The sequence below is a fragment of the Bacillus sp. AFS041924 genome (assembly GCF_002577195.1).
Classification (GTDB): domain Bacteria; phylum Bacillota; class Bacilli; order Bacillales; family Bacillaceae_G; genus Gottfriedia.
Map to the genome: position 1 here is coordinate 87,750 of NZ_NULG01000015.1, position 21,062 is coordinate 108,811.

17 protein-coding genes are annotated in these 21,062 nt (G+C 33.4%); 10 read left to right on the forward strand and 7 right to left on the reverse strand.

The genetic code is table 11. From position 1 onward, the window contains the following. Positions 1-15: 15 nt before the first annotated feature. Genes xylB through COC46_RS05190 form a run of 3 tightly spaced genes read left to right on the forward strand, consistent with a single transcriptional unit; the run spans position 16 to position 4,184 of the window. Complete coding sequence (gene xylB, locus COC46_RS05180) at positions 16-1,512, forward strand: xylulokinase (protein WP_098808674.1); 1,497 nt, start codon at positions 16-18, stop codon at positions 1,510-1,512. Positions 1,513-1,550: 38 nt separating this feature from the next. Further along, positions 1,551-2,534 (forward strand): aldo/keto reductase, encoded by a 984-nt coding sequence (locus COC46_RS05185; protein WP_098808675.1) that lies wholly within the window; start codon positions 1,551-1,553, stop codon positions 2,532-2,534. A 45-nt stretch (positions 2,535-2,579) separates the two neighbouring features. Continuing rightward, positions 2,580-4,184: a glycoside hydrolase family 43 protein gene (locus COC46_RS05190; RefSeq protein ID WP_098808676.1), complete on the forward strand. Its 1,605-nt coding sequence runs from the start codon at positions 2,580-2,582 to the stop codon at positions 4,182-4,184. A gap of 523 nt (positions 4,185-4,707) precedes the next feature. Here COC46_RS05190 and COC46_RS05195 read toward each other — a convergent pair. Continuing rightward, positions 4,708-6,405 carry a M4 family metallopeptidase gene (locus tag COC46_RS05195; protein WP_255294816.1) on the reverse strand — a complete coding sequence of 566 codons (1,698 nt, stop codon included), beginning with the start codon at positions 6,403-6,405 and terminating at the stop codon, positions 4,708-4,710. Positions 6,406-6,659: 254 nt separating this feature from the next. Between COC46_RS05195 and COC46_RS05200 the strand changes: the two genes are divergently transcribed. From COC46_RS05200 to COC46_RS05215, 4 genes are all read left to right on the forward strand, one after another. Beyond that, positions 6,660-7,226 (forward strand): DUF4047 domain-containing protein, encoded by a 567-nt coding sequence (locus COC46_RS05200; protein ID WP_098808677.1) that lies wholly within the window; start codon positions 6,660-6,662, stop codon positions 7,224-7,226. Between the two features lie 19 nt (positions 7,227-7,245). Further along, on the forward strand, positions 7,246-7,794 hold the full coding sequence (gene sipW / locus COC46_RS05205; protein WP_098808678.1) for a signal peptidase I SipW: 549 nt from the start codon (positions 7,246-7,248) through the stop codon (positions 7,792-7,794). Positions 7,795-7,872: 78 nt separating this feature from the next. Beyond that, positions 7,873-8,484, forward strand: coding sequence for a TasA family protein (locus COC46_RS05210; RefSeq protein WP_098808679.1), 612 nt, complete (start codon positions 7,873-7,875; stop codon positions 8,482-8,484). A 311-nt stretch (positions 8,485-8,795) separates the two neighbouring features. Beyond that, on the forward strand, positions 8,796-10,040 hold the full coding sequence (locus tag COC46_RS05215; protein ID WP_098808680.1) for a helix-turn-helix domain-containing protein: 1,245 nt from the start codon (positions 8,796-8,798) through the stop codon (positions 10,038-10,040). A 171-nt stretch (positions 10,041-10,211) separates the two neighbouring features. On the opposite strand, the gene COC46_RS05220 is transcribed toward COC46_RS05215, so the two are convergent. Next, a complete protein-coding gene (locus COC46_RS05220; RefSeq protein WP_098808681.1) occupies positions 10,212-11,744 on the reverse strand; it encodes a DHA2 family efflux MFS transporter permease subunit in 1,533 nt (510 codons plus the stop codon). Between the two features lie 211 nt (positions 11,745-11,955). Here COC46_RS05220 and COC46_RS05225 point away from each other — a divergent pair, with 211 nt between their 5' ends. The 3 genes from COC46_RS05225 (at position 11,956) to COC46_RS05235 (ending at position 15,396) form a co-directional block, all read left to right on the forward strand. After that, positions 11,956-12,846 carry a TetR/AcrR family transcriptional regulator gene (locus COC46_RS05225; RefSeq protein WP_098808682.1) on the forward strand — a complete coding sequence of 297 codons (891 nt, stop codon included), beginning with the start codon at positions 11,956-11,958 and terminating at the stop codon, positions 12,844-12,846. A 278-nt stretch (positions 12,847-13,124) separates the two neighbouring features. Beyond that, entirely contained in the window at positions 13,125-15,203 is a 2,079-nt protein-coding gene (locus COC46_RS05230; protein WP_098808683.1) for a carbon starvation CstA family protein, read from the forward strand. Continuing rightward, complete coding sequence (locus COC46_RS05235) at positions 15,193-15,396, forward strand: YbdD/YjiX family protein (RefSeq protein WP_098808684.1); 204 nt, start codon at positions 15,193-15,195, stop codon at positions 15,394-15,396. The genes COC46_RS05230 and COC46_RS05235 overlap by 11 nt, the downstream gene beginning before the upstream one ends. Positions 15,397-15,460: 64 nt before the next feature. On the opposite strand, the gene COC46_RS05240 is transcribed toward COC46_RS05235, so the two are convergent. The 5 genes from COC46_RS05240 to COC46_RS05260 form a co-directional block, all read right to left on the reverse strand. Beyond that, entirely contained in the window at positions 15,461-16,132 is a 672-nt protein-coding gene (locus tag COC46_RS05240; RefSeq protein WP_098808685.1) for a YdeI/OmpD-associated family protein, read from the reverse strand. A 165-nt stretch (positions 16,133-16,297) separates the two neighbouring features. Continuing rightward, positions 16,298-18,241, reverse strand: coding sequence for an FtsX-like permease family protein (locus COC46_RS05245; RefSeq protein WP_098808686.1), 1,944 nt, complete (start codon positions 18,239-18,241; stop codon positions 16,298-16,300). Beyond that, the gene (locus COC46_RS05250; protein ID WP_098808687.1) at positions 18,231-18,992 is read right to left on the reverse strand and encodes an ABC transporter ATP-binding protein; all 762 of its coding nucleotides are present in this window, start codon (positions 18,990-18,992) and stop codon (positions 18,231-18,233) included. Before COC46_RS05250 ends, COC46_RS05245 begins: the two co-directional genes overlap by 11 nt. Before the next feature lie 104 nt (positions 18,993-19,096). Continuing rightward, on the reverse strand, positions 19,097-20,101 hold the full coding sequence (locus COC46_RS05255) for a sensor histidine kinase (RefSeq protein ID WP_098808688.1): 1,005 nt from the start codon (positions 20,099-20,101) through the stop codon (positions 19,097-19,099). Then, positions 20,101-20,787: a response regulator transcription factor gene (locus COC46_RS05260; RefSeq protein ID WP_098808689.1), complete on the reverse strand. Its 687-nt coding sequence runs from the start codon at positions 20,785-20,787 to the stop codon at positions 20,101-20,103. Before COC46_RS05260 ends, COC46_RS05255 begins: the two co-directional genes overlap by 1 nt. Between the last annotated feature and the right edge of the window lie 275 nt (positions 20,788-21,062).

The following is a 21,062-nucleotide window of genomic DNA, read 5'->3' on the forward strand; positions in this document are numbered from 1 at the left end:
CAAAGGATGATTGTTATGAAATATGTAGTAGGTATTGATTTAGGTACAAGTGCAGTAAAAATATTGTTAGTTAACCAGTACGGAGCGGTATGCCAAGAAATCTCTCGTTCCTATCCATTAATACAAGAGAAATCTGGTTATAGTGAGCAAAATCCTGAAGAATGGGTAGAAAAAACAATTGATGGACTAGTTGAATTAATCAGAGGTTTTAATGGCAATCCGAATGATATTGAAGGGATTAGTTTTTCTGGTCAAATGCATGGTCTAGTGTTATTGGATAAAGAAAAAAATAGTCTTCGTCATGCGATTTTATGGAATGACACGAGAACGACAAAGCAATGTGAGTATATAAATGAGGTAGGAAAAGAACGGTTACTTGAAATAACGAAAAATCCTGCTCTTGAAGGATTTACTTTACCAAAGCTTTTATGGGTTAAAGAATTTGAACCTGAAATTTTTAATCAAGCAGCGGTTTTTATGTTGCCTAAAGATTATCTTCGTTATCGTCTAACTGGGGAAATTCACACTGAATTTTCTGATGCTGCGGGTACTTTGCTTTTAAACGTAAAGGAAAAGCAGTGGAGTGAAGAATTATGTAGTCAATTTGATATTCCATTACATCTATGCCCAACAATTGTTGAGTCCCATGATTGTGTAGGAACAATTACAAAAGAGGTTTCTAACCTGACGGGACTTAGCTGTGATGTAAAAGTATTTGCAGGTGGAGCGGATAATGCTTGTGGTGCAATCGGCTCAGGTATTTTAAAAGAGGGAAATACGTTATGTAGTATTGGTACTTCGGGAGTTGTGCTTTCATATGAAGAAGATGGTGATCTTGACTTCAAAGGGAAAGTTCACTATTTTAACCATGGCAAAGAAGATGCTTACTATTCTATGGGTGTAACGCTAGCGGCAGGTTATTCGTTAAGCTGGTTTAAAAATACGTTTGCGGAGCAAGAGAATTTCGAACAACTACTAGAGGATGTTGGTCACATTTCAATTGGGTCTAATGGTTTAATGTTTACTCCGTACTTGGTTGGTGAAAGAACGCCGCATGCAGATTCAGTCATAAGAGGCTGTTTTATAGGTATGGATGCAGCACATAAGAGAAGTGATTTTGCACGGGCTGTCATGGAAGGCATTACTTTTTCATTAAATGAGTCAATTGAAATTTTCCGTAGCAATGGTAAAAAGATTGATTCAATAATTTCAATTGGTGGCGGCGCAAAGAATCCTATATGGCTTCAGATGCAAGCAGATATCTTTAATGCGACGATTATTAAGCTTTCAAGCGAGCAGGGTCCTGGTATGGGTGCGGCAATGCTTGCTGCGTATGGTTGCGGTTGGTTTGAATCATTAGAGGTTTGTGCAGAAGAATTTATTAAACCAATAACTTCATATAAGCCTGTTAGTGAAAATGTTAAACGATATGAAAAGCTTTTTTCGATCTATAAACAGGTTTATACCCAAACGAAAGAACTAAATAGGATGTTATCAGAATTTAGAAGGTAATTTTAGAAGATATAGATTGCACTAATGGAGGGATTTCCTTGAATTATCGTGAACTTGGCAGTACAGGATTAATGATTAGTGAGGTAAGCTTTGGCACTTGGGCTATTGGTGGAGCATGGGGAAAAACAGACGATAATGAAGCATTAAAATCCTTGCAGTACGCTATAGATCAAGGTGTAAATTTTTTTGATACGGCAGATGTTTATGGTGATGGGCATAGTGAAGAGCTACTAGCTAAAGCAACAAAAGGAATTGAAGATAAAATTTATATTGGAACAAAATTTTGCCGAAAAGGTGACATCTTTTCACCAGAAAATTACTCATATGAAGCGGTTAGATCCTATTGTGAGGATAGTCTGAAACGATTAAATCGTGATGTGATTGATTTATACCAAGTGCATTGCCCGGCAACTGACATTTTAAGGGATGGAGAAGTATTTGATGTACTTGACCGTTTAAAAGCTGAAGGGAAAATCCGCCATTACGGGGTAAGTGTAGAAACAGTTGAAGAAGGAATAATTTGTTTAGAAAACCCTAATGTGAAAAGTTTACAGGTTATCTTTAATCTGTTTAGACAAAAGCCGCTAGAAGTATTACTACCTGAAGCTTATAAGCGTGGGGTTGGGATTCTAGTAAGATTACCCCTAGCTAGCGGACTCTTGTCTGGTAAGTATGAGGCTGATCATAATTTTGAAGAAGATGATCACAGAAACTTTAACGAAAATGGAGCAGCCTTTAATATCGGGGAAACATTTGCTGGCTTAGGTTTTAAAAAAGGAGTGGAATTGGCGAATCGAATTAACTGGATTGCCGAGGAAAGGTCATCTATGGCTAGTGCGGCGCTTAGATGGATTTTAGATCAAAAAGAAATTACATGTGTAATTCCCGGATTTAGAAATCAAAGCCAAGTGAATGACAATTTAGAAGCAATGAATATACGGTCTTTTTCGAAAGCAGAATTGGATCAAATAGAGCTATTCTATCAAAAAAATGTATCTGAATATATCAAAGGTGCTTATTAAATAAATTTGTAATGAATTATAAAAATGCATATGGAGGAGTTTAAAATGGCTAAAATTAGCAATCCAATTTTACCGGGATTTAATCCGGACCCAAGTATTTGCCGAGTTGGAGAAGATTATTATATTGCGGTTTCAACATTTGAATGGTTTCCAGGGGTTGGAATCTATCATTCAAAGGATTTAAAGAATTGGCGCTTAGCATCAAGACCTTTAAACCGTTTAAGTCAACTAAACATGACAGGTAATCCTGATTCTGGTGGAATATGGGCTCCTGCATTATCTTATCATGATGGACAGTTTTGGTTAATTTACACGGATGTAAAGGTAGTCGAAGGTCAATGGAAGGATTGCCACAATTATCTTGCAACATGTGACACGATTGATGGAAAATGGTCAGATCCAGTTTACTTGAATAGCACCGGTTTTGATCCATCTCTATTCCATGATGAGGATGGAAAGAAATATTTAGTCAATATGGTTTGGGATCACCGTATAAGCAATCATAGCTTTTATGGCATTTCACTACAAGAGTACAGCATAGAAGAAAAGAAACTGATTGGAAAAGCAGAGGTTATCTTTAAAGGAACAGATATTAAACTGACGGAAGCACCACATTTATATAAAATAAATGATTACTATTACTTATTAACAGCAGAAGGTGGTACGAAATACGATCACCAAGCGACTATTGCCAGATCAAAACAATTAGAGGGTCCATATGAAGTACACCCTGAAAATCCGTTAATTTCGTCATTCCATACACCAAGAATTCCTCTTCAAAAAGCAGGACATGCATCAATTGTTCAAACGCACACGGATGAATGGTTTCTTGTCCATTTAACGGGAAGACCATTACCAAGAGAAGGTCAGCCATTATTAGATCCAAGAGGATTCTGCCCACTAGGTAGAGAAACGGCCATCCAAAGGCTAGAGTGGAAAAATGATTGGCCGTATGTTGTGGGAGGAAATAGTCCTTCACTTGAAATAGAAGGTCCGAAGATTGATGAAGTAAAATGGGAAAGTGATTATCCTCAGAAGGATGACTTTAATTCAGAAACCTTAAATCCTCATTTTCAAAATTTGAGAATTCCGTTAGGAGAAAATATCGTTTCATTAAAAGACAATCCAGGGCATTTGCGTCTTTATGGAAGAGAATCACTAACATCTAAGTTTACTCAATCCTTTGTAGCAAGACGTTGGCAGCACTTTAATTTTACTGCAGAAACAAAGATGGCATTTAATCCAAGCACATTCCATCAATCGGCCGGTTTAGTAAATTACTATAATACTCAAAATTGGACTTCATGCCAAATCACATGGCATGAAGAGAAGGGCAGAATTCTTGAATTAGTATCGTGTGATAATTTTAAGTTCGATCAACCTCTTCAAGGCAACGAAATTATCATTCCAGAACATGTTGACTATGTCTATCTTCGAGTAGACGTGAAAACGAATGTTTATGAGTACTCTTACTCATTTGATGGAGAGGAGTGGACAGCAATCCCTGTAACACTTTATTCATATAAACTGTCTGATGATTATATTCAAGGCGGTGGATTCTTTACAGGTGCGTTCGTTGGAATGCAATGTCAGGATACGACTGGTCAAGGGCTCCATGCGGATTTTGATTATTTTATTTACAAAAACTAATAAAAAAGTTCAACCATAATTAGCTATGTAATTGATAAAAAGGCTATGCCGTTTTAATGAGATGATTTCTGTATTGAACAGGATCATCTTTTTTTCGTTTAAACTGTTTGTCCTTTTTTCGCCATAAAAAAATTACCTCTTAGTTATACGGTATACAGTCTACCTGTAGGGGATAATATTATATTTGAAAACTAATGCATTTGAAAACTTTAGATATTTTTAGCTGATCGTTCAAAACATATATGACTGAATGGACCAAACTGTCAACCTATGAATAATACAAAATGCACCTCCGAATATTAGATATGTCTAATATTTGAGGTGCATTATAAATGATGGTAGATTGATAAAACAATTTGATTTCGTTTATTTTTTAATTATTTTGTATAGTTTGTTGAACCCCATAATGAATAGGTTCAACAAAATTAGATCTTAGAAACCATAGTTTACTATGCGCAAAAAAGTTTTTTCTCGCGACCCCCACTTAGAGTTCATGATTAAATTGCTTATCTTTTTTTATCGATTAGTATACACCTACAGAAGTATATGCATCCATGACAGCTTGTGTTTCTGCTGAAGTAACACCATTTTTATCATATAAGTCACGTGCAGCTTGGATTGCAGCTTCTCGCATCTCTTTAAAACCAGAAGATTGAGTTAAATAGAGAGTAAGTGCACGGTAATAGATTTTTTCTGCCTTTTTATTTCCAATTCCTTTAATTGTAATACCATTATTCGTTCCACCTTGAGTTAATAAATAAGCAGCTTTGTTATTGATTCCACTGTTAATGTGTACGCCACCATTATCTTCAGTACCTAAGTAACGATCTTGGTATGTATCAGGATAGTGACCTGATGGCATTAAACTTTGAGCCTTGCCTGCAGGGTTACTCATTGAACGAAGTCCGCCGTCTCCATTGATGTTAGGAGTAAAGATTTCTTCTCCAAGTTCCCACTCAGTTGTTCCAGTAGTGTAAATTTGAGCGAAATTACCTAAAATATCTGCTAACGATTCATCTATAGCTCCAGATTCATTTTTATAAATTAGATCAGCAGAATTTGTAACCACACCATGCGTCATTTCATGGCCCGCAACATCTAAACCGCCAGCTAATGAGCTATATTTAACTCCGTCGCCATCTCCGTATACCATTTGTTTTCCATTCCAGCCGGCATTATTCCATTTAACGCCAACGTGAACAGTGTTAATTAGTTTCATACCATTATTATCTAAACTATTACGTTTATGAATATGTTGATAGTATTGGTTGACTTTATCTGAGTTAAATTGGGCTGAAATGGCTGCAGGATCAGCGAAGAAATTACTTGAGCTATTAGTTGTAATATCATAACCACTAAAACCAAAAGCAGAAACAATTTGAAAGGCTGTTTCATTAGCACGTTTTGCAGTAAAAGTTGCAATAGGAACACTATTAGTTCCGTAAACTGATGCACCGTATAAATAACTAGTTCCAGTTGCAAGATCCTTTCCGACAGGGAAAGATTGCATCTTACCGTGAAGGTCTAATCCCCTTCCAGTTACTGGTGAAAGTGTTGTTGGATCAATTGCAGTATCTAATGCATTATAGCTATCAATCACTTCTCCGCTATTTGCATCTACAAAATAGTGGAAGAAGCCTGGGGCTGGTGTTGAAGTTGAAGCTTTAACTAGATAAGTTAAATAATATTTTCCGTTAAAAGGATAGATTGTTAATTGAGAGTCAATTTGATCATAACGTTCAACTGTTCCAATTTTTGATTCAACTTTGTCTTTTGCGATCTCAACAGCATCCTCCTCTGAAATTGTTGCTTCAGTCGTTATTAGTGAACGCGATAGATCTTGAGTTACTTTCCCGATAGATGAATAAACATTATTGTTTGCATCTAGTGCAACAGTTTGACCTGATCCATAAATAGGTATTCCTTTATACTGCTCAACTGTACGTACATGATAAGTACCAGTTAAAGGATCCGTTTCTTCGCTCACAATTTTAAATTGTTCACCAATATTGACTAGTCTTGTTTTTTGATTTTCTACTTTTGAATGTAGAAACGCTTTGATTATCTCATCCTTATTTACTACATCTGAAACGGTTTGGGCACTTGCTTTTCCAGATCCAACTATTGTAGCTGGAATTAAGCCACCCATTGCAACGGATAAAGATAATACTGCTGGAATAACGGTCTTACTTCTTGTACTTTTCGAATTTCTCTTTTTCACTGTTTACACCCCTAAATTTGAATTTTGGAACAATTACAATTATTGAAAAAAAACCAAACTAAATCAATGGATTTTCGATTATTTAATCTTGAGAGATATTTTAGTAGATAAATAGATTTTTCATACAAATAATTCAAAATTCGACAAAATTCTACCATGATTTTAATAGAAAATATCTCGGTAACAATTTTCAGCAAATTCTGTATAATAAAAATCAATTGAGTTTGATTACTTCACAAGAGGGGGGGGAACACATGAGAAATTCAATTCATAAGATGATAATTTTTCCTTGCTTATGCTGTATTTCATTTTACGTTGGGGAGAAAATCGTTGGAGAAACAGAAGCTTCCTTTACAACTAAAGAAACGTTAACGCCAATCGAAGCATCAACGGCTTTTGTATTTCCATCAACAATAAATCAGCTAGTGTACCAATCACAAGAAATTGCTAAGACGATCAACAATGAATATGAAACGATTGATCTTCCTTCGACAGATGTTTCTTATCAAGACCTGAAGGTAAGTGAAGATAAAATCAAAGAAACTGACCAAAAGATTCGTCTTCTATACAAAACTTTAGAACGTAATGTAGATGAACTATCTCAATTCAATAGTCAAATAGTAAATCAAAAAAATACAGACCCTAGGACATTCGATTATGTAAGTAAAGGATACAATGACGGACTTAACATCTTAAAAAATGTTCAAGCCACTGTTGACTTTGAATATATAGAAGAAGTTCATTCACTTATCTCATCTCAAATAAAAAAACTAGAAAGTGAAACAAAAAATGTTCAGAAGCAAAATGGAGAACTTAAATAATTTTATGTAGGTGAAGAAGTTGAAGAAGAAACTATTAACGATATTAAGTAATTTCATCAAAGTAATGTTTGGAGGAATAGTCTGTACTTTGGCATTTGTTGTTATTTCTTCAAGATTATCTGGACATGAACCTTCGATGTTTGGTTACCAAGTAAAATCAGTATTATCTGGGTCAATGGAACCGACTTTTCAAACAGGATCGATTATCTCAATAAAAATACACACAAATCAAACTAGCTATCAAAAAAATGATGTCGTCACTTTCCGGGTTAAAGAAAAGTTAGTAACTCATAGAATCATAGAAATAAAAAATAAGAATGGCGTCATCACATATAAAACAAAAGGTGATAACAATAATAGCCCAGATTTATGGACAGTCACTAAGCAAGACATAGTAGGAAAATATACTGGTTTTACGATTCCTTATTTAGGTTACGCGTTAAACTATGCGAATTCAAAAATTGGATCATCGCTTTTATTAATAATACCAGGGATATTCCTTATTATTTCTGCTATTTATTCAATTGGAAGTGCAAAAAAAGAGCTAGAGCAAACAGCAAAAGCTTGATTAAGTTGATTAGATCTCATATGTATCACCTATAGAATACATAAGAGTTTAATATATTATACCTAAGGGGGAAATAAAATGAGTTTTACGAAGAAAGTAAGTCAAGGAGTCATGAGTGCTGCATTAGGATTATCTTTAATTGGAGGAGGAACATTTGCATATTTTAGTGACTCAGTTGAGACACATAATACTTTTGCTGCAGGAACATTAGACTTAGCATTGAATCCTAAAGCTGTTGTAAATATTAGCAACATCAAACCTGGAGATGAAATTTTCCGTGAATTTACATTGGAAAACAATGGATCATTAAATATCAGTAAAGTATTATTAGACACAAAATATAATGTGAAAGATGCTAATTCAAATAATAATGGTGATGATTTAGCTAAACATATTAAAGTGACAATTATGTATAACACTAGTAGTGCAACAAATCCAATTGTTGAAACAACACTATATGACTTACAAAATCAACAACCAGATATCACTCAAATTGATACTTTAAATGGTCCTATCCCAGATGGCATTTTAGCAGGCAATAAGGAAAAAATCTTCGTATTATTCGAGTTTGTAGATAATGGACAAGACCAAAACCATTTCCAAGGAGACAAGCTACAAGTAAACTGGACATTTAATGCACAGCAAGAAGCAGGGACATATCATGATGATACAGATGAAAACAGTAACTAATCACAAGCTCATAGAAGAAGAGGTTTCATTCTGATTTTTAGATAAATAGTAATCCGATCCTCCATTAATAAATATATCCAAAACATCTCAAACAGATTGCTTTATAAAGAGCGTCATGTTGGAGATGTTTTATTTTTATAATGATTAGTTAATCAAATATTTTACTGTGGTTCCAAAAACATTTTTCCATATACTAGTAATTAGATTTGACGAATTGTCAACTCTTTGCAAGTAGTGATATATTAAGATAAAGTTAAATTTATTAAAATTTTATTTCATTAAATAGGTGGAGTGTGAAGGAGTAGAGTAAATTGTCAGTTGGGCAAATCATCAGATTTTATCGGCAAAAAATAGGGTTAACACAGGAAGAATTAGGGAGGGGCATTTGTACACTTTCCTATATTAGTAAAATTGAATTAGAGCAAACAGCCTATTCCCACGATATTATTAAGGTTATTTCAGACCGGTTGAATATTGATATCGAAAAAGAAGTTGCTCTTCTTGAAAATATGGAAAATCAACTTAATCGTTGGCATAAGTTCATCATTATGCAAAAGATGGATTTTGTAGAGGCGATGTATAAAGAATTTGAAAGAATTCCATTTCTAAACTCTACTGAGTACGCAGCGTACTATACCTTGTTAAAGGCGAGATATTATATCTTAAAAAAAGATTATGTTAAGACATACTCTATTTTACAAAGTGTAAAAAAAATCTATCAAAATCTTCCCCCTTTCGAAAAGAATCTCCAATTGCATGTGTGGGGAATCTATTACATCGAGACAAATGAAATTTCATTAGAAAAAGATACACGACAGGCGATCAATATCCTAAAAGAAATTGATATAGATAAATATAGAAATGATGAATACTACTACCACATAGCGAGAGCTAATCACTTAATTCAAAACAAAACAATGGCATATGCACAAGCTGAAAAAGCTCTGCGTCATTTTAAAGATACGAAAAACTTTAAAATGGCTTTAGAGACTGAAGCTTTTATGCTTGCACAAATTCACAATGATAAAAATACAGATATTAAACAAATAGAGGAAAGCTATTATAATTTAATTCAAGAATGTGATTTATTGAATGCAGTTGAAATTAAAGAAATATTATTAGGTAATTTATCTTTCGTATACTGGAGAAGAAAGGATTACATAAAAGCACAAAGATTATGTATAGAAGCTCTTAATTTAGTTGAAAAACCTTCAGCTCCATATCTCAAAACTCTACGTAATTATTTGATTCTTTGCCAAGACGGTAAATTAATAAAAAAAACAGAAGCGTTAAGAATGGCTCACAAAGGTAGATCAGTCGCAAAACAAATGAACAATATGTTATATCAAATTTTATTTAAAATAATTACTTTTCGTATAGAAGATAAAAAAAAGCAATATTACGAATATATAGAGGTAAAAGCTCTTCCATATTTCCAATCAGCGAACCACTTATCTTTATTAAAAAAATATGCTATGGAATTATATGAATACTATCTAGAAACAGCGCAATATGAAAATGCCGCTAAAATTTCGAATATTTTAGTAGAATTATAAGAATTAGCAATGATCAATTAAGGAATATCCATTTCTATAAAAAATAGACGTATACAAAAAAACTAAACCATTGTTTCCATGTAATCTACGGGTAACAATGGTTTAGTTTTTTAGTGTCTATTTTAGATGGGTACATCTTAAACTTGGTTGTATTTTTTTAGTTTGAGCCTTTTAATTCTCCGCTAACTTTTTCTTAAAGTTTGTACTAGTAGTTGTTTCTTTCACTACAGGTTCCTCTGCAGTTGTTGCACGTTTGATAAAGAATGCAAGTACCAGTGCTACTGCTGCAACGAAAACAGTCACATAAAATGAAAAGTTAATACCTTCTAGCATTGCTTTCATTGTAATTTCTTGCTTGATTTGAGCAAGCATTTCAGGTGTAGGTTTACTAGTCACATGCTTCATCGCTTCGGCAGCTAATTCTTTAGCTTTTGATTCTGTACGATTCGACATGACCGTTACTAATAAAGCTGTACCGATCGCACCAGATACTTGCTGTAATGTATTATTCATAGCCGTACCATGTGGGTAAAATCGTTTTGGTAATTGATTTAATCCATTTGTTGATACTGGCATCATTACCATCGACATACCGAACATACGTAATGAGTATAAAACAATGAGATGTGTGTAAGTTGTATCCATTGTTAACTTGCTTAAAAAGTAAGTAGTAACTGTCATGATTGTTAAACCAGTTACTGCAAGTATTCTTCCGCCAATTTTATCAAATAATTTTCCAGTGATTGGCGACATAATTGCCATTAATAGAGCTCCTGGTAATAGCATTAAACCTGCATCAAAAGGTTTAATACCTCGAAGTGTTTGAGTATAAATCGGTAAAAGCATCATTGCAGAGAACATCGCCATCGTAACAACGATTGAAATAGCTGATGATAAAGCAAACATTGGATATCGATAAATTCTAAAGTTTAACATTGGTGTATCAAGTTTTAATTGACGTACGATAAATAGTATTAATGAAATAACACCTACAATTAAAGTAACGTATGCTTCTGGACTATCCCATCCTTTAGTTCCAGCAGTACTAAAACCATATAATAAACCACCAAAACCTAAACTAGATAAAAGAACTGAGAAAAGGTCAATTGTCGTATTTGATTTCTCTTTTTTATCTTTCAGTAAGAAAAAGCCGATAATTAAAATAGTTAATGCGATCGGTGAAACGACATGGAAAAGCATTCTCCAGTCATAGTGCTCAATGATCCAACCAGATAATGTTGGTCCAATTGCTGGTGCACCCATCATGACTAAACCGAAGAAGCCCATTGCAGTTCCTCGTTTTTCAACAGGGAAGCTTGTTAGCATAACATTCATTAATAATGGCATTAAAATAGCCGAACCAGATGCTTGGATCATGCGGCCCGCCAATAAAAAAGGAAAAATATGTGCAAAACCTGCGGCAAGAGTACCGATATTAAATAAAAGTAGTGCAGCTAAAAATAAGTGTCTGACAGAATATTTTTGGATTAAAAAGGCTGTAGTTGGAATTAAGATCCCGTTAACTAGCATATATCCAGTAGAAAGCCATTGAACAGTCGAAGGTTCAACGTCTAAATCCTTCATGATAGAAGGTAAAGCAATATTAAGTAATGTATTGTTTAAGAAAGCAATAAACGCCCCAATCATCAGGATTGTAAGAATCCCATATGGTGGGCGAACCGAATTATTCATGGAATGATCCATGATTTCCCCTCCTTTGTACATCTAGTTCATTTTTTTGAACTGCGTTTCCATCTTCTATATAAGATAATATGATATACCATTCATTCATCAGATGCAATTATAATAACCATTAGAAATCTTTAATAATCTAATAAGATATTTACTAGTTTTAACTGTCAAAATAATGTACTATGTTTTTTAAGCAGTAATTAACTAAAACCAAGGTGATTATATGAATAATCGTAAACAGCATGTCGTAAAAATAGCCCATGAATTGTTTATTGAAAAAGGATATCAAGCAACGTCTATCCAAGACATATTAGACTATAGTGGTATTTCAAAAGGTACATTTTATAATTATTTTTCATCTAAAAGTGATTTAGTAGTCGCACTATTTAATATGATTTATAAAAAACTTGAACATGAAAGAAATGAGTTATTAATCGGTCAGAGTCCTTCTGATATTGAAATTTTCATTAAACAAATAACTTTATTAATGGAGGCAAATAGAGATAATAAATTGATTTCTCTGTTTGAAGAAGTAATTTATATAAATGACTTAGATATTAAGCAATTCATAAGAGAGGGTAATTTCAAAACATTACACTGGGTGTATACACGGTTTTTAGACATTTTTGGTAGTGATAAGAAAGCTTTTTTATTAGACAGTGCCATCATGTTTTTAGGAATTATTCACCATAATGTGAGATATTATGACCTTGCCAAAGATATCGGTATTAGTATGGAACAAGTCGTCCGTTATAGTGTAAAACGTATAATTAAAATCGCCCAGGATGTTGAGGAAACAGGTGAGCAATTATTCGATTTGGGACTATTAGATAGATGGTTACCAGCAAGAAAGACTGAAGAAAATCTTCAACAAAAGCTTTGTAGTATTATTTGTATTATGAAAAAGTCTGTGTTAAATAGTAATGAACAACAAAAATATAATGAGTTACTAGACTTTTTACAAAATGAATTGTTGCAGTCAAAAACACCACGTAAATATTTAATTGAAAGCGCCCTAGTAACTTTAAACGATGGGAAATCGTTAATAGGTGAACAAGAATTACAAAAGCTGAACGAACTGATTGACATTAATTTTATTCAAAATGATAAATAGCCTGTTAAATAGGAAAGAAAACCATCCTGGCTTTTTAATGCTAGGATGGTTTTTTTATGTAAATTAGTAATTCAAATTACCCGATGGTAAAAGTTGCATTATCCCTTGAAAATCTTCATTTATGAAAGTTCAATGCAACTTTCGTCTATTTTTTATGGAACAAACTTAGCATAAAATCAGTAAAAATGTCGTTATTATACTTTTTTTTCCATTAATTGACAAAAAATTCTGAATTAATGATATACTTTCTTTTATAAATGAAGAAGGAGGTTCTGTTAGTGAAATCTTTAAAATCAATAGTAATTTGGGGATTAATTTCAATACTTGGGGCTTTCTGTTTTTCTGTATTAGCATTAGAAAGAGGGGAGACAATTAATGCGATTTGGCTCCTTACAGCGGCTGTTTGTACATATGCGGTAGCTTATCGATTTTATAGTAAGTTTATTGCAGAAAAAGTATTTAAACTTGATGAAAATCGTAAAACACCTGCAGAAATCAACAATGATGGGAAAGATTATGTACCAACGAACAAGTGGGTATTATTTGGTCATCATTTTGCAGCTATTGCTGGAGCTGGACCACTAGTAGGACCAATTTTAGCAGCGCAAATGGGTTATTTACCTGGTACAATTTGGATTATTGTAGGAGTTGTACTTGCTGGAGCAGTACAGGATTTTGTTATTCTAGCTGCTTCAACACGTAGAAATGGTAAATCACTTGGAGAAATGATTAAAGAAGAGATTGGTCCAATAACTGGGGTCATTGCTTTAATAGGTATTTTAGGAATTATGGTCATTCTATTGGCTGTATTAGCATTAGTAGTTGTTAAAGCACTTGCAGGCAGTCCGTGGGGAATGTTTACAATCGCAGCAACGATTCCAATCGCACTCTTCATGGGTATTTATATGCGATATATTCGTCCAGGACGAGTAGGGGAAGGATCATTTATTGGTGTAATTTTACTACTACTTTCATTAGTTGCTGGACAATATGTTGCAGAAAATCCAACGCTAGCAGCAATGTTTACGTTTAACGGTGAAACAATTGCACTTATGTTAATTGGTTATGGATTTATTGCATCCGTTCTACCAGTGTGGCTTTTATTAGCTCCACGTGATTATTTAAGTACGTTCTTGAAGGTTGGTACGATTTTAGCTTTAGCAGTTGGAATTATTATTGTGGCACCAGATTTACAAATGCCAGCTGTAACAAAATTTATTGACGGCTCAGGTCCTGTATTCGCCGGAAATCTATTTCCATTTTTATTTATAACAATTGCGTGTGGATCTGTTTCTGGATTCCATGCATTAGTTGCTTCTGGTACTACACCAAAAATGATTGAGCGTGAGACACATGCCCGTGCCATTGGTTATGGTGCGATGTTAACAGAATCATTCGTTGCAGTAATGGCTATGATTGCGGCATGTTTATTAACTCCTGGTGCATACTTTGCTATCAATAGTCCACCTGCCCTCATTGGAACAGATGTGAATCAAGTGGCACAAGTAGTTTCGAGTTGGGGATTTACAATTACTCCTAATGAGCTATCCACGTTAGCAAAAGACGTTGGAGAGCAAACAATCCTTTCGCGTACTGGCGGTGCCCCGACTTTAGCAATTGGTATGGCGGCACTCTTTTCTAAAGTAATCGGTGGGAAGGCATTGATGGCTTTTTGGTACCATTTTGCTATTCTATTTGAAGCGTTATTTATATTAACAACAATTGATGCGGGAACGCGTATTGGGAGATATATGACACAGGACATCTTGGGTAATGTATACAAGCCATTTGGCAAGACGGAATCTCTTCCTGCTAATCTAATTGCAACGGCTATTTGTGTATTCGGGTGGGGTTATTTCCTTTACCAAGGAGTTATTGACCCACTTGGTGGTATTAATACTTTATGGCCGTTATTCGGTATTGCGAATCAAATGCTTGCTGCAATTGCATTATTACTCGGTACAACGATATTGTTGAAAATGGGGAAAAAAGCATATGCTTGGATCACGCTATTACCGACAATTTGGATATTAGTTATTACGATGACTGCAGGATGGCAAAAGTTGTTTCATGCATTACCTAAAATAGGATTTTTATCTCATGCTAAAGTTTTTAAAGAAGGTTTAGAAGCTGGCAAAATCATTGCTCCAGCAACTAGTAATGCACAAATGAATCAAATTATTTTAAATGACTATATTGATGCAACGATTTGTGGATTATTTATGATTATCGTACTTCTAGTTCTAATTGCTTCAATACGTAATTGGATTAATATATTGTCAAATAAACCGATAAAATTACATGAAACTCCTTATATAAAACGAGAAGAAAGTGAACCGAAAAATTATGCGTTATAAAATAGCGGAGTTCAAAAAATATTACAAACAGTTCATTAGCTTACTAGTAGGGGTACCAAGCTATGAAAAGTACGTTGAACATATGAAAACTCGTCATCCCAATCAACCAATTCAGTCGAGAAAGGAGTTTTTTATCGAAGCACAAGAATCGCGCTTTAACTCTAAAGGTGGTAAGGTCACTCGTTGTTGCTAAAGAAGATAGTCAATATGAAGAAAATCCACAAGGAATTCCTTGTGGATTTTTGGCCTTTATAACCTTATTTTTTATCTCTGCGATATAGATCCATTGTTTTATAGCCAGCACCTAAGACCATTTTCATTTCTTCACGTCTTTTAGCTTTCGTTGCTTCTTGCTTAGCGCTATATATATGGCGGGCCCAATCTTTACGATATCCAGGAGTAAGAGATTTATATAAAACAAGCAATTCAGGATTATCCTCTAAATCCTTTTCAACGTTTGGAATCAAATCGATATAATCATCTACACATTGACTAGCTTTTGAAGAGTTCGTGGCTTTTGTTTTCGATTCATCTTTTAATCCAACAACTGTAAAGACATCATCTAGTCCAACCATACGTGCAAACTTAATTGTACTTGATCCGATATAGCCACTCTCATCTGCACCTAGTCCTTCAAATAAATCATCACGGTGAATATAGGTTGGATATACTTTGTTTCCTTTTTTCGGATAGGCAATAAAAATGTAGCCATTTTTATCTAAATAATGATTATGTATGATCTGCGGTACTAACTCTTTAAGTGAGTCCATATCAAGTGCGAAGGCAAATATAAGATCGTAAGGATGGTTTAATAGGTCCGTATCAAAATGGGGTAAGTCTGTAAAATAATTTGCATCACTTGGCTGATTTAATACGGTGGCCTTTTTATATTTTTTTAAGTTTAACTTTTCAACGATTGTTTTCGTCATCGCGCTCCACCTTTAAAGTAGTATTCATAAAACTATTATAAATCAAAAGAAACAAAAAAATAATAGAAGCTCAAATTAAGCTTCTATTATTTTTGTTAGATTAGGGAAACGAAGAACAGATAATATTGTTTCAAAAAATGCTTTCCGTATCCCTTAGCCAGTCTGTTAAAGTGCCTCTTTAATTACTTTCTTATAATAAAGAACGGATAATATGCCAAACACTGAGTATAAAACGGCATATAAAACCATAACGATGATCATTGGTGTCCAAACTTCAGTACCAAATAAGAACCATCCTGATTGGACAGCGAAATAACTATGCACCAATCCGATTACTAATGGAATTCCGAAGTTAAATAGCTGCTTAGAACGAATTCCTCGTAATAAATCACTATGAGAAAAACCAAGTTTACGTAAAATTGTATAATTAGGCTTTTCATCAACACTTTCATCCATTTGTTTAAAATATAAAATACATCCAGATGTCATTAAGAATGTTAATCCTAAAAATCCGACGATGAACATAATAAGCCCCATATTTGCATTCTGACTATTAACGTTTTCAAGTCGAGAAGCATTAGGATAATTTTTATCAAATTGATGGTCCATATAAATGTCATTTGCCTTTTCGATAAATTTCTTATCACTTATATTAATACCATTATATTCAGTAGATGTTTTTTGAATAGATGAATCGAGATTCTGTTTTAAACTTTTAAAAACTTGATCATCTACAATAACTGTAGGAAATCCTCCATTTGTGAAGTATGAAGGGATAATTTTTTCACGTTTTAAACCTAAATAGTTTAGCTTAAATTTTTTCTTTGTACTAGATAATTCAATTTTCCCTGAATCTTTCAATGTCATAAATTTTTGAAGCATATCATCATAACCGGTAAATAGCACTTCATTTGAAGAAAGATTCAATTTAACGGATTTTTCACTTACGATCGCTAGAGGGAACTGATCAGCATCCTTCATCAATCCTTCTAACTCTTTTTCTAGTATATTCTTTATATTTGCATTAACTTGAATAACCTCGATGTGTTTTTCAGTGTAGTTAATACCATTTTCATTTAGAGCAGATGTAAAGGTTTGTAAATCCTTCTTATTACCTAAGAAAAAATTAGCAGGAACATTACTCTTCGCTGTTTTTTCAGCAGAATAGTATGATATATAACTTAAAGATAATAAGCCAATAGCTAGACCTGATACGGTTGTAATAATCGTTAATAATAGAGCATTAGACTTCATTCTAAACATGATTGAAGATAATGATAGGACATCATTTATATTTAAATAGCCATTTTTCTTTTTGCGAATGATATTCAAAATAAAACGAACTGAACTTTTGTACACTAAATAAGTTCCAATAATGACTGATGCCAAAATATAGATCATTGCCGAAAATAACTCTGTCATTGTAGTGAAATCACCATCAAATAGTTTTGATGATAAAAAGTAGCCGGAGATGATTAATAAAATACCTAAAATTCCAATAGAAATCTCAAAAATAGACATTTTTTTAAGTTTTCCTTCAGTCGATGAGACTACTCGGAATAAAGATAAAATCGTTTGTCTTTTAATAAAACCATAATTCATTAACATAATAAATGCATAAATGACAACAAACACGATTAATGTCTGAACTAATGCTTGTGTAGAAAAATGTAAAGTAGCGATCGCTTTAACCCCTGTAATTTTATACAAAATCATAATGATTAGTCTAGAAATTGAAAAACCTAATAAAATCCCAATAACCAATGAAATAAAATAAAGAATAAAGTTTTCAATTGTTAGAATTCGAAAAATCCTGTCTTTAGTCATTCCAATTAATTGAAATAAACCAATTTCTTTACTTCTTCTTTTTATAAAAATCATATTTGCGTATAAAAGGAAAATCGAAACGATTGCGACAAGCAAAATTGCAGCTGAGCGAATTGCAGCCGCCCCTTTAATTGAACCCTTAGTGGCGTCCATTGATGGATCGTACTGTAGGGTAACAAATGAGAAGTACAAGGCAGCGCTAAAAACTAAAGCAAAAATATAAAGATAATAGTTCTTTATATTCTTTTTTAAATTTCGGAAAATCAATTGATTAATGCTCATGGTGAACACCACCTAATACACCTTGAGTTTTCATGATATCTTTAAAGAAATTCTGTCTTGTTTCATCGCCTTTATGAAGCTGTGAGTAAATTTGTCCATCTTTAATAAAGACAACTCGATTACAAAAACTTGCTGCTACAGGATCATGTGTAACCATGATGATTGTTGCATTTCTTCTTTCATTTAGATCACTTAATTTATTTAATAAATCCGATGCAGACTTTGAATCTAAAGCACCTGTAGGTTCATCCGCGAAAATGATACTAGGTTCATGAATAAATGCTCTAGCAGCCGAAGTACGCTGTTTTTGGCCCCCAGAAATTTCGTTCGGATACTTATCTTTTAATTCAAAAATTCCAAGCTCTTTAGCAATCACATCAAATTTTTGGTTAGCCTCACTTGGTGACGTTTTTGTGATTGATAAAGGAAGAAGAATATTTTCTTTTACAGTTAAGGTGTCTAATAAGTTGTATTCCTGGAAGATAAAGCCTAAATAGTTTTTACGAAATTCTGCTAGCTGCTTTTCTTTCATAACCGTAATATCTTTACCTTCAATTGCGATTCCTCCACTATTAATCTTATCAATCGAGGAAAGAACGTTTAATAAAGTTGTTTTACCCGATCCAGATGCACCCATAATACTAACAAATTCACCTTTTTCGATGTTTATATCAATGCCACTTAAAACTTCTTGTTTATTAAATTTATTTCCGTAACTTTTATGAATTTTCTTTGCTTCTAAAATATTCATTCCGTACACCCCTTTATTTTCATTTGATAAAGTAAGTATAAAAGGTTCCTTAGATTGTTTCCTTTGATTAAGCGAACAATAAACAAAAGCATGTGACAATTTTGTCACATGCTTGTTATTTTTACAAATTCATTTCGTTTAGGGAAGGTTAACGTGAAAATTGAGCCTTTATCTAGTTCAGACTTTACTTGAAACGTAATATGTAGGGACAGTGCAGCCTTTTGTGCTAAATACAAACCCATTCCTGTTGAGGCATTATCTTGGTGTTGGGTGGTAGAAGTAAATCCTTTTTCGAAAATACGCGGCAAATCCTTTGAATGTATACCGCGACCAAAGTCTTCAATTTCAAGAATTACTTGCTCATTTCTTTGTTTACTTGTGATTAGAATATCAGAGGAGGTACTGTATTTAACTGCATTTGTTAGAAGCTGTCTTATGATATACGAAAGCCATTTTGCATCACTATATACTTCTAATGCTTCAAGTTCGAGATCAAATCCGATTCCTTTATGTATACACCATGACTGTAATGTTTTAATTTCTGGAAATATGACATCTTCAAGCTGAATTTTTTCGATATAAAGATCGTTTTCAATAAAAGGTATTCTTTTTTGATGGAGTTGTTGATCTAGTAATAAGTGGATACGCAACCATTCAAATGTTAAGTTAGATTTTAACTTTTCATCCTTCATTCGATCAATCATTAAGTTCATTGCAGTTAAAGGTGTTTTGACCTCATGGATCCATGATAGGAGATCGTCTTTTTCCTCTTCTAAATTGGTTTGATTCTGTATCGCTACTTTTTTTAATAAGATTGTTTGATTCGTTAAGCTGTTTTCAACTATTTCTTCAAACGGACTATTGGAATCTTCAATTCCTGTCAAATCAAGGTCATCTTCACGATCGATAAGACTCTTATAGAATCTAGTTTCTTTAGGATACCGTACGACTAAAAAAATGATAAACAATAATAGTGATAAAAAGACAATATAAAGTAGTGATGTTAAAGGTATTGAAGAATCAATAAATGAAACAAAAAGAATGAATATCTGTGTTAGTAGAAAAAAAAGAATCCAACTAAATCGCTCAATTAGAAAGGTTTTAATCATCAGAATTCCTCTTCTAGAGCAATATATCCTTGCCCTACTTTTGTCTCAATAAATTGTCCCAATCCAATTTCATCTAGTCTTTTACGTAAACGATTTACATTAACTGTTAGCGTATTATCACTAATAAAACGCTTATCTTCCCAAAGTCCAGTTATTAATTCCTCACGACTGACAATTTTATTCTTTTGTTCAATTAACAACTTTAAAATATAAATCTCATTCTTTGTGAGTTCAATTGCGCCACTTTCATTTGATACAGTATTTTTTTCATAATCGACAGTCGCACCACACCAAGTTTTAAGTGCAATTTTTTCAGTATTATAGTTATAAACTCGACGTAAAGTAGCCTGGATTTTAGCAATTAGAACGTCAAAATGAAACGGCTTTTGAACAAAATCATCTGCTCCAAGCTGCATCGACATAACCATATCAGACGGATGGTCCCTTGAAGATAAGAAGATAATCGGCACGTTTGAATGAGAGCGAATCATGCGACACCAATGAAAACCATCGTATTTTGGTAGTTGGATATCTATGATAACCAAATCTGGTTTAATCTCTGTAAACTCTTGAATTACTTTACTAAAGTCTGTTATTCCATAAACCTCATATGACCATCCAGTTAGGCGATCTTCAATCTCGGAGAAGAGAGAAGAATCATCCTCAATTAGTAATAGTTTAAACAAATGTATTCACCACTCTTTTTTGCTTTTTCCATTAATTGTAAAGTAAAACAAATTGGAATACCATTGTCTTATTATAGAATATAGTTACTATTTCTCATTATTTGCGTTAGGTAGGATGAAAGTAGTGTAATAATAAATTTCGTAGACACTGTTATTACTGAGAATGGAATAGCAGTTTTTCTTTGTTTATAAAGATATGAGAAGTATTTAACTATTTGATAGAGAAGAGGTATCATACTATTTACCTATTAAATACATCATCAATCGACAAATTA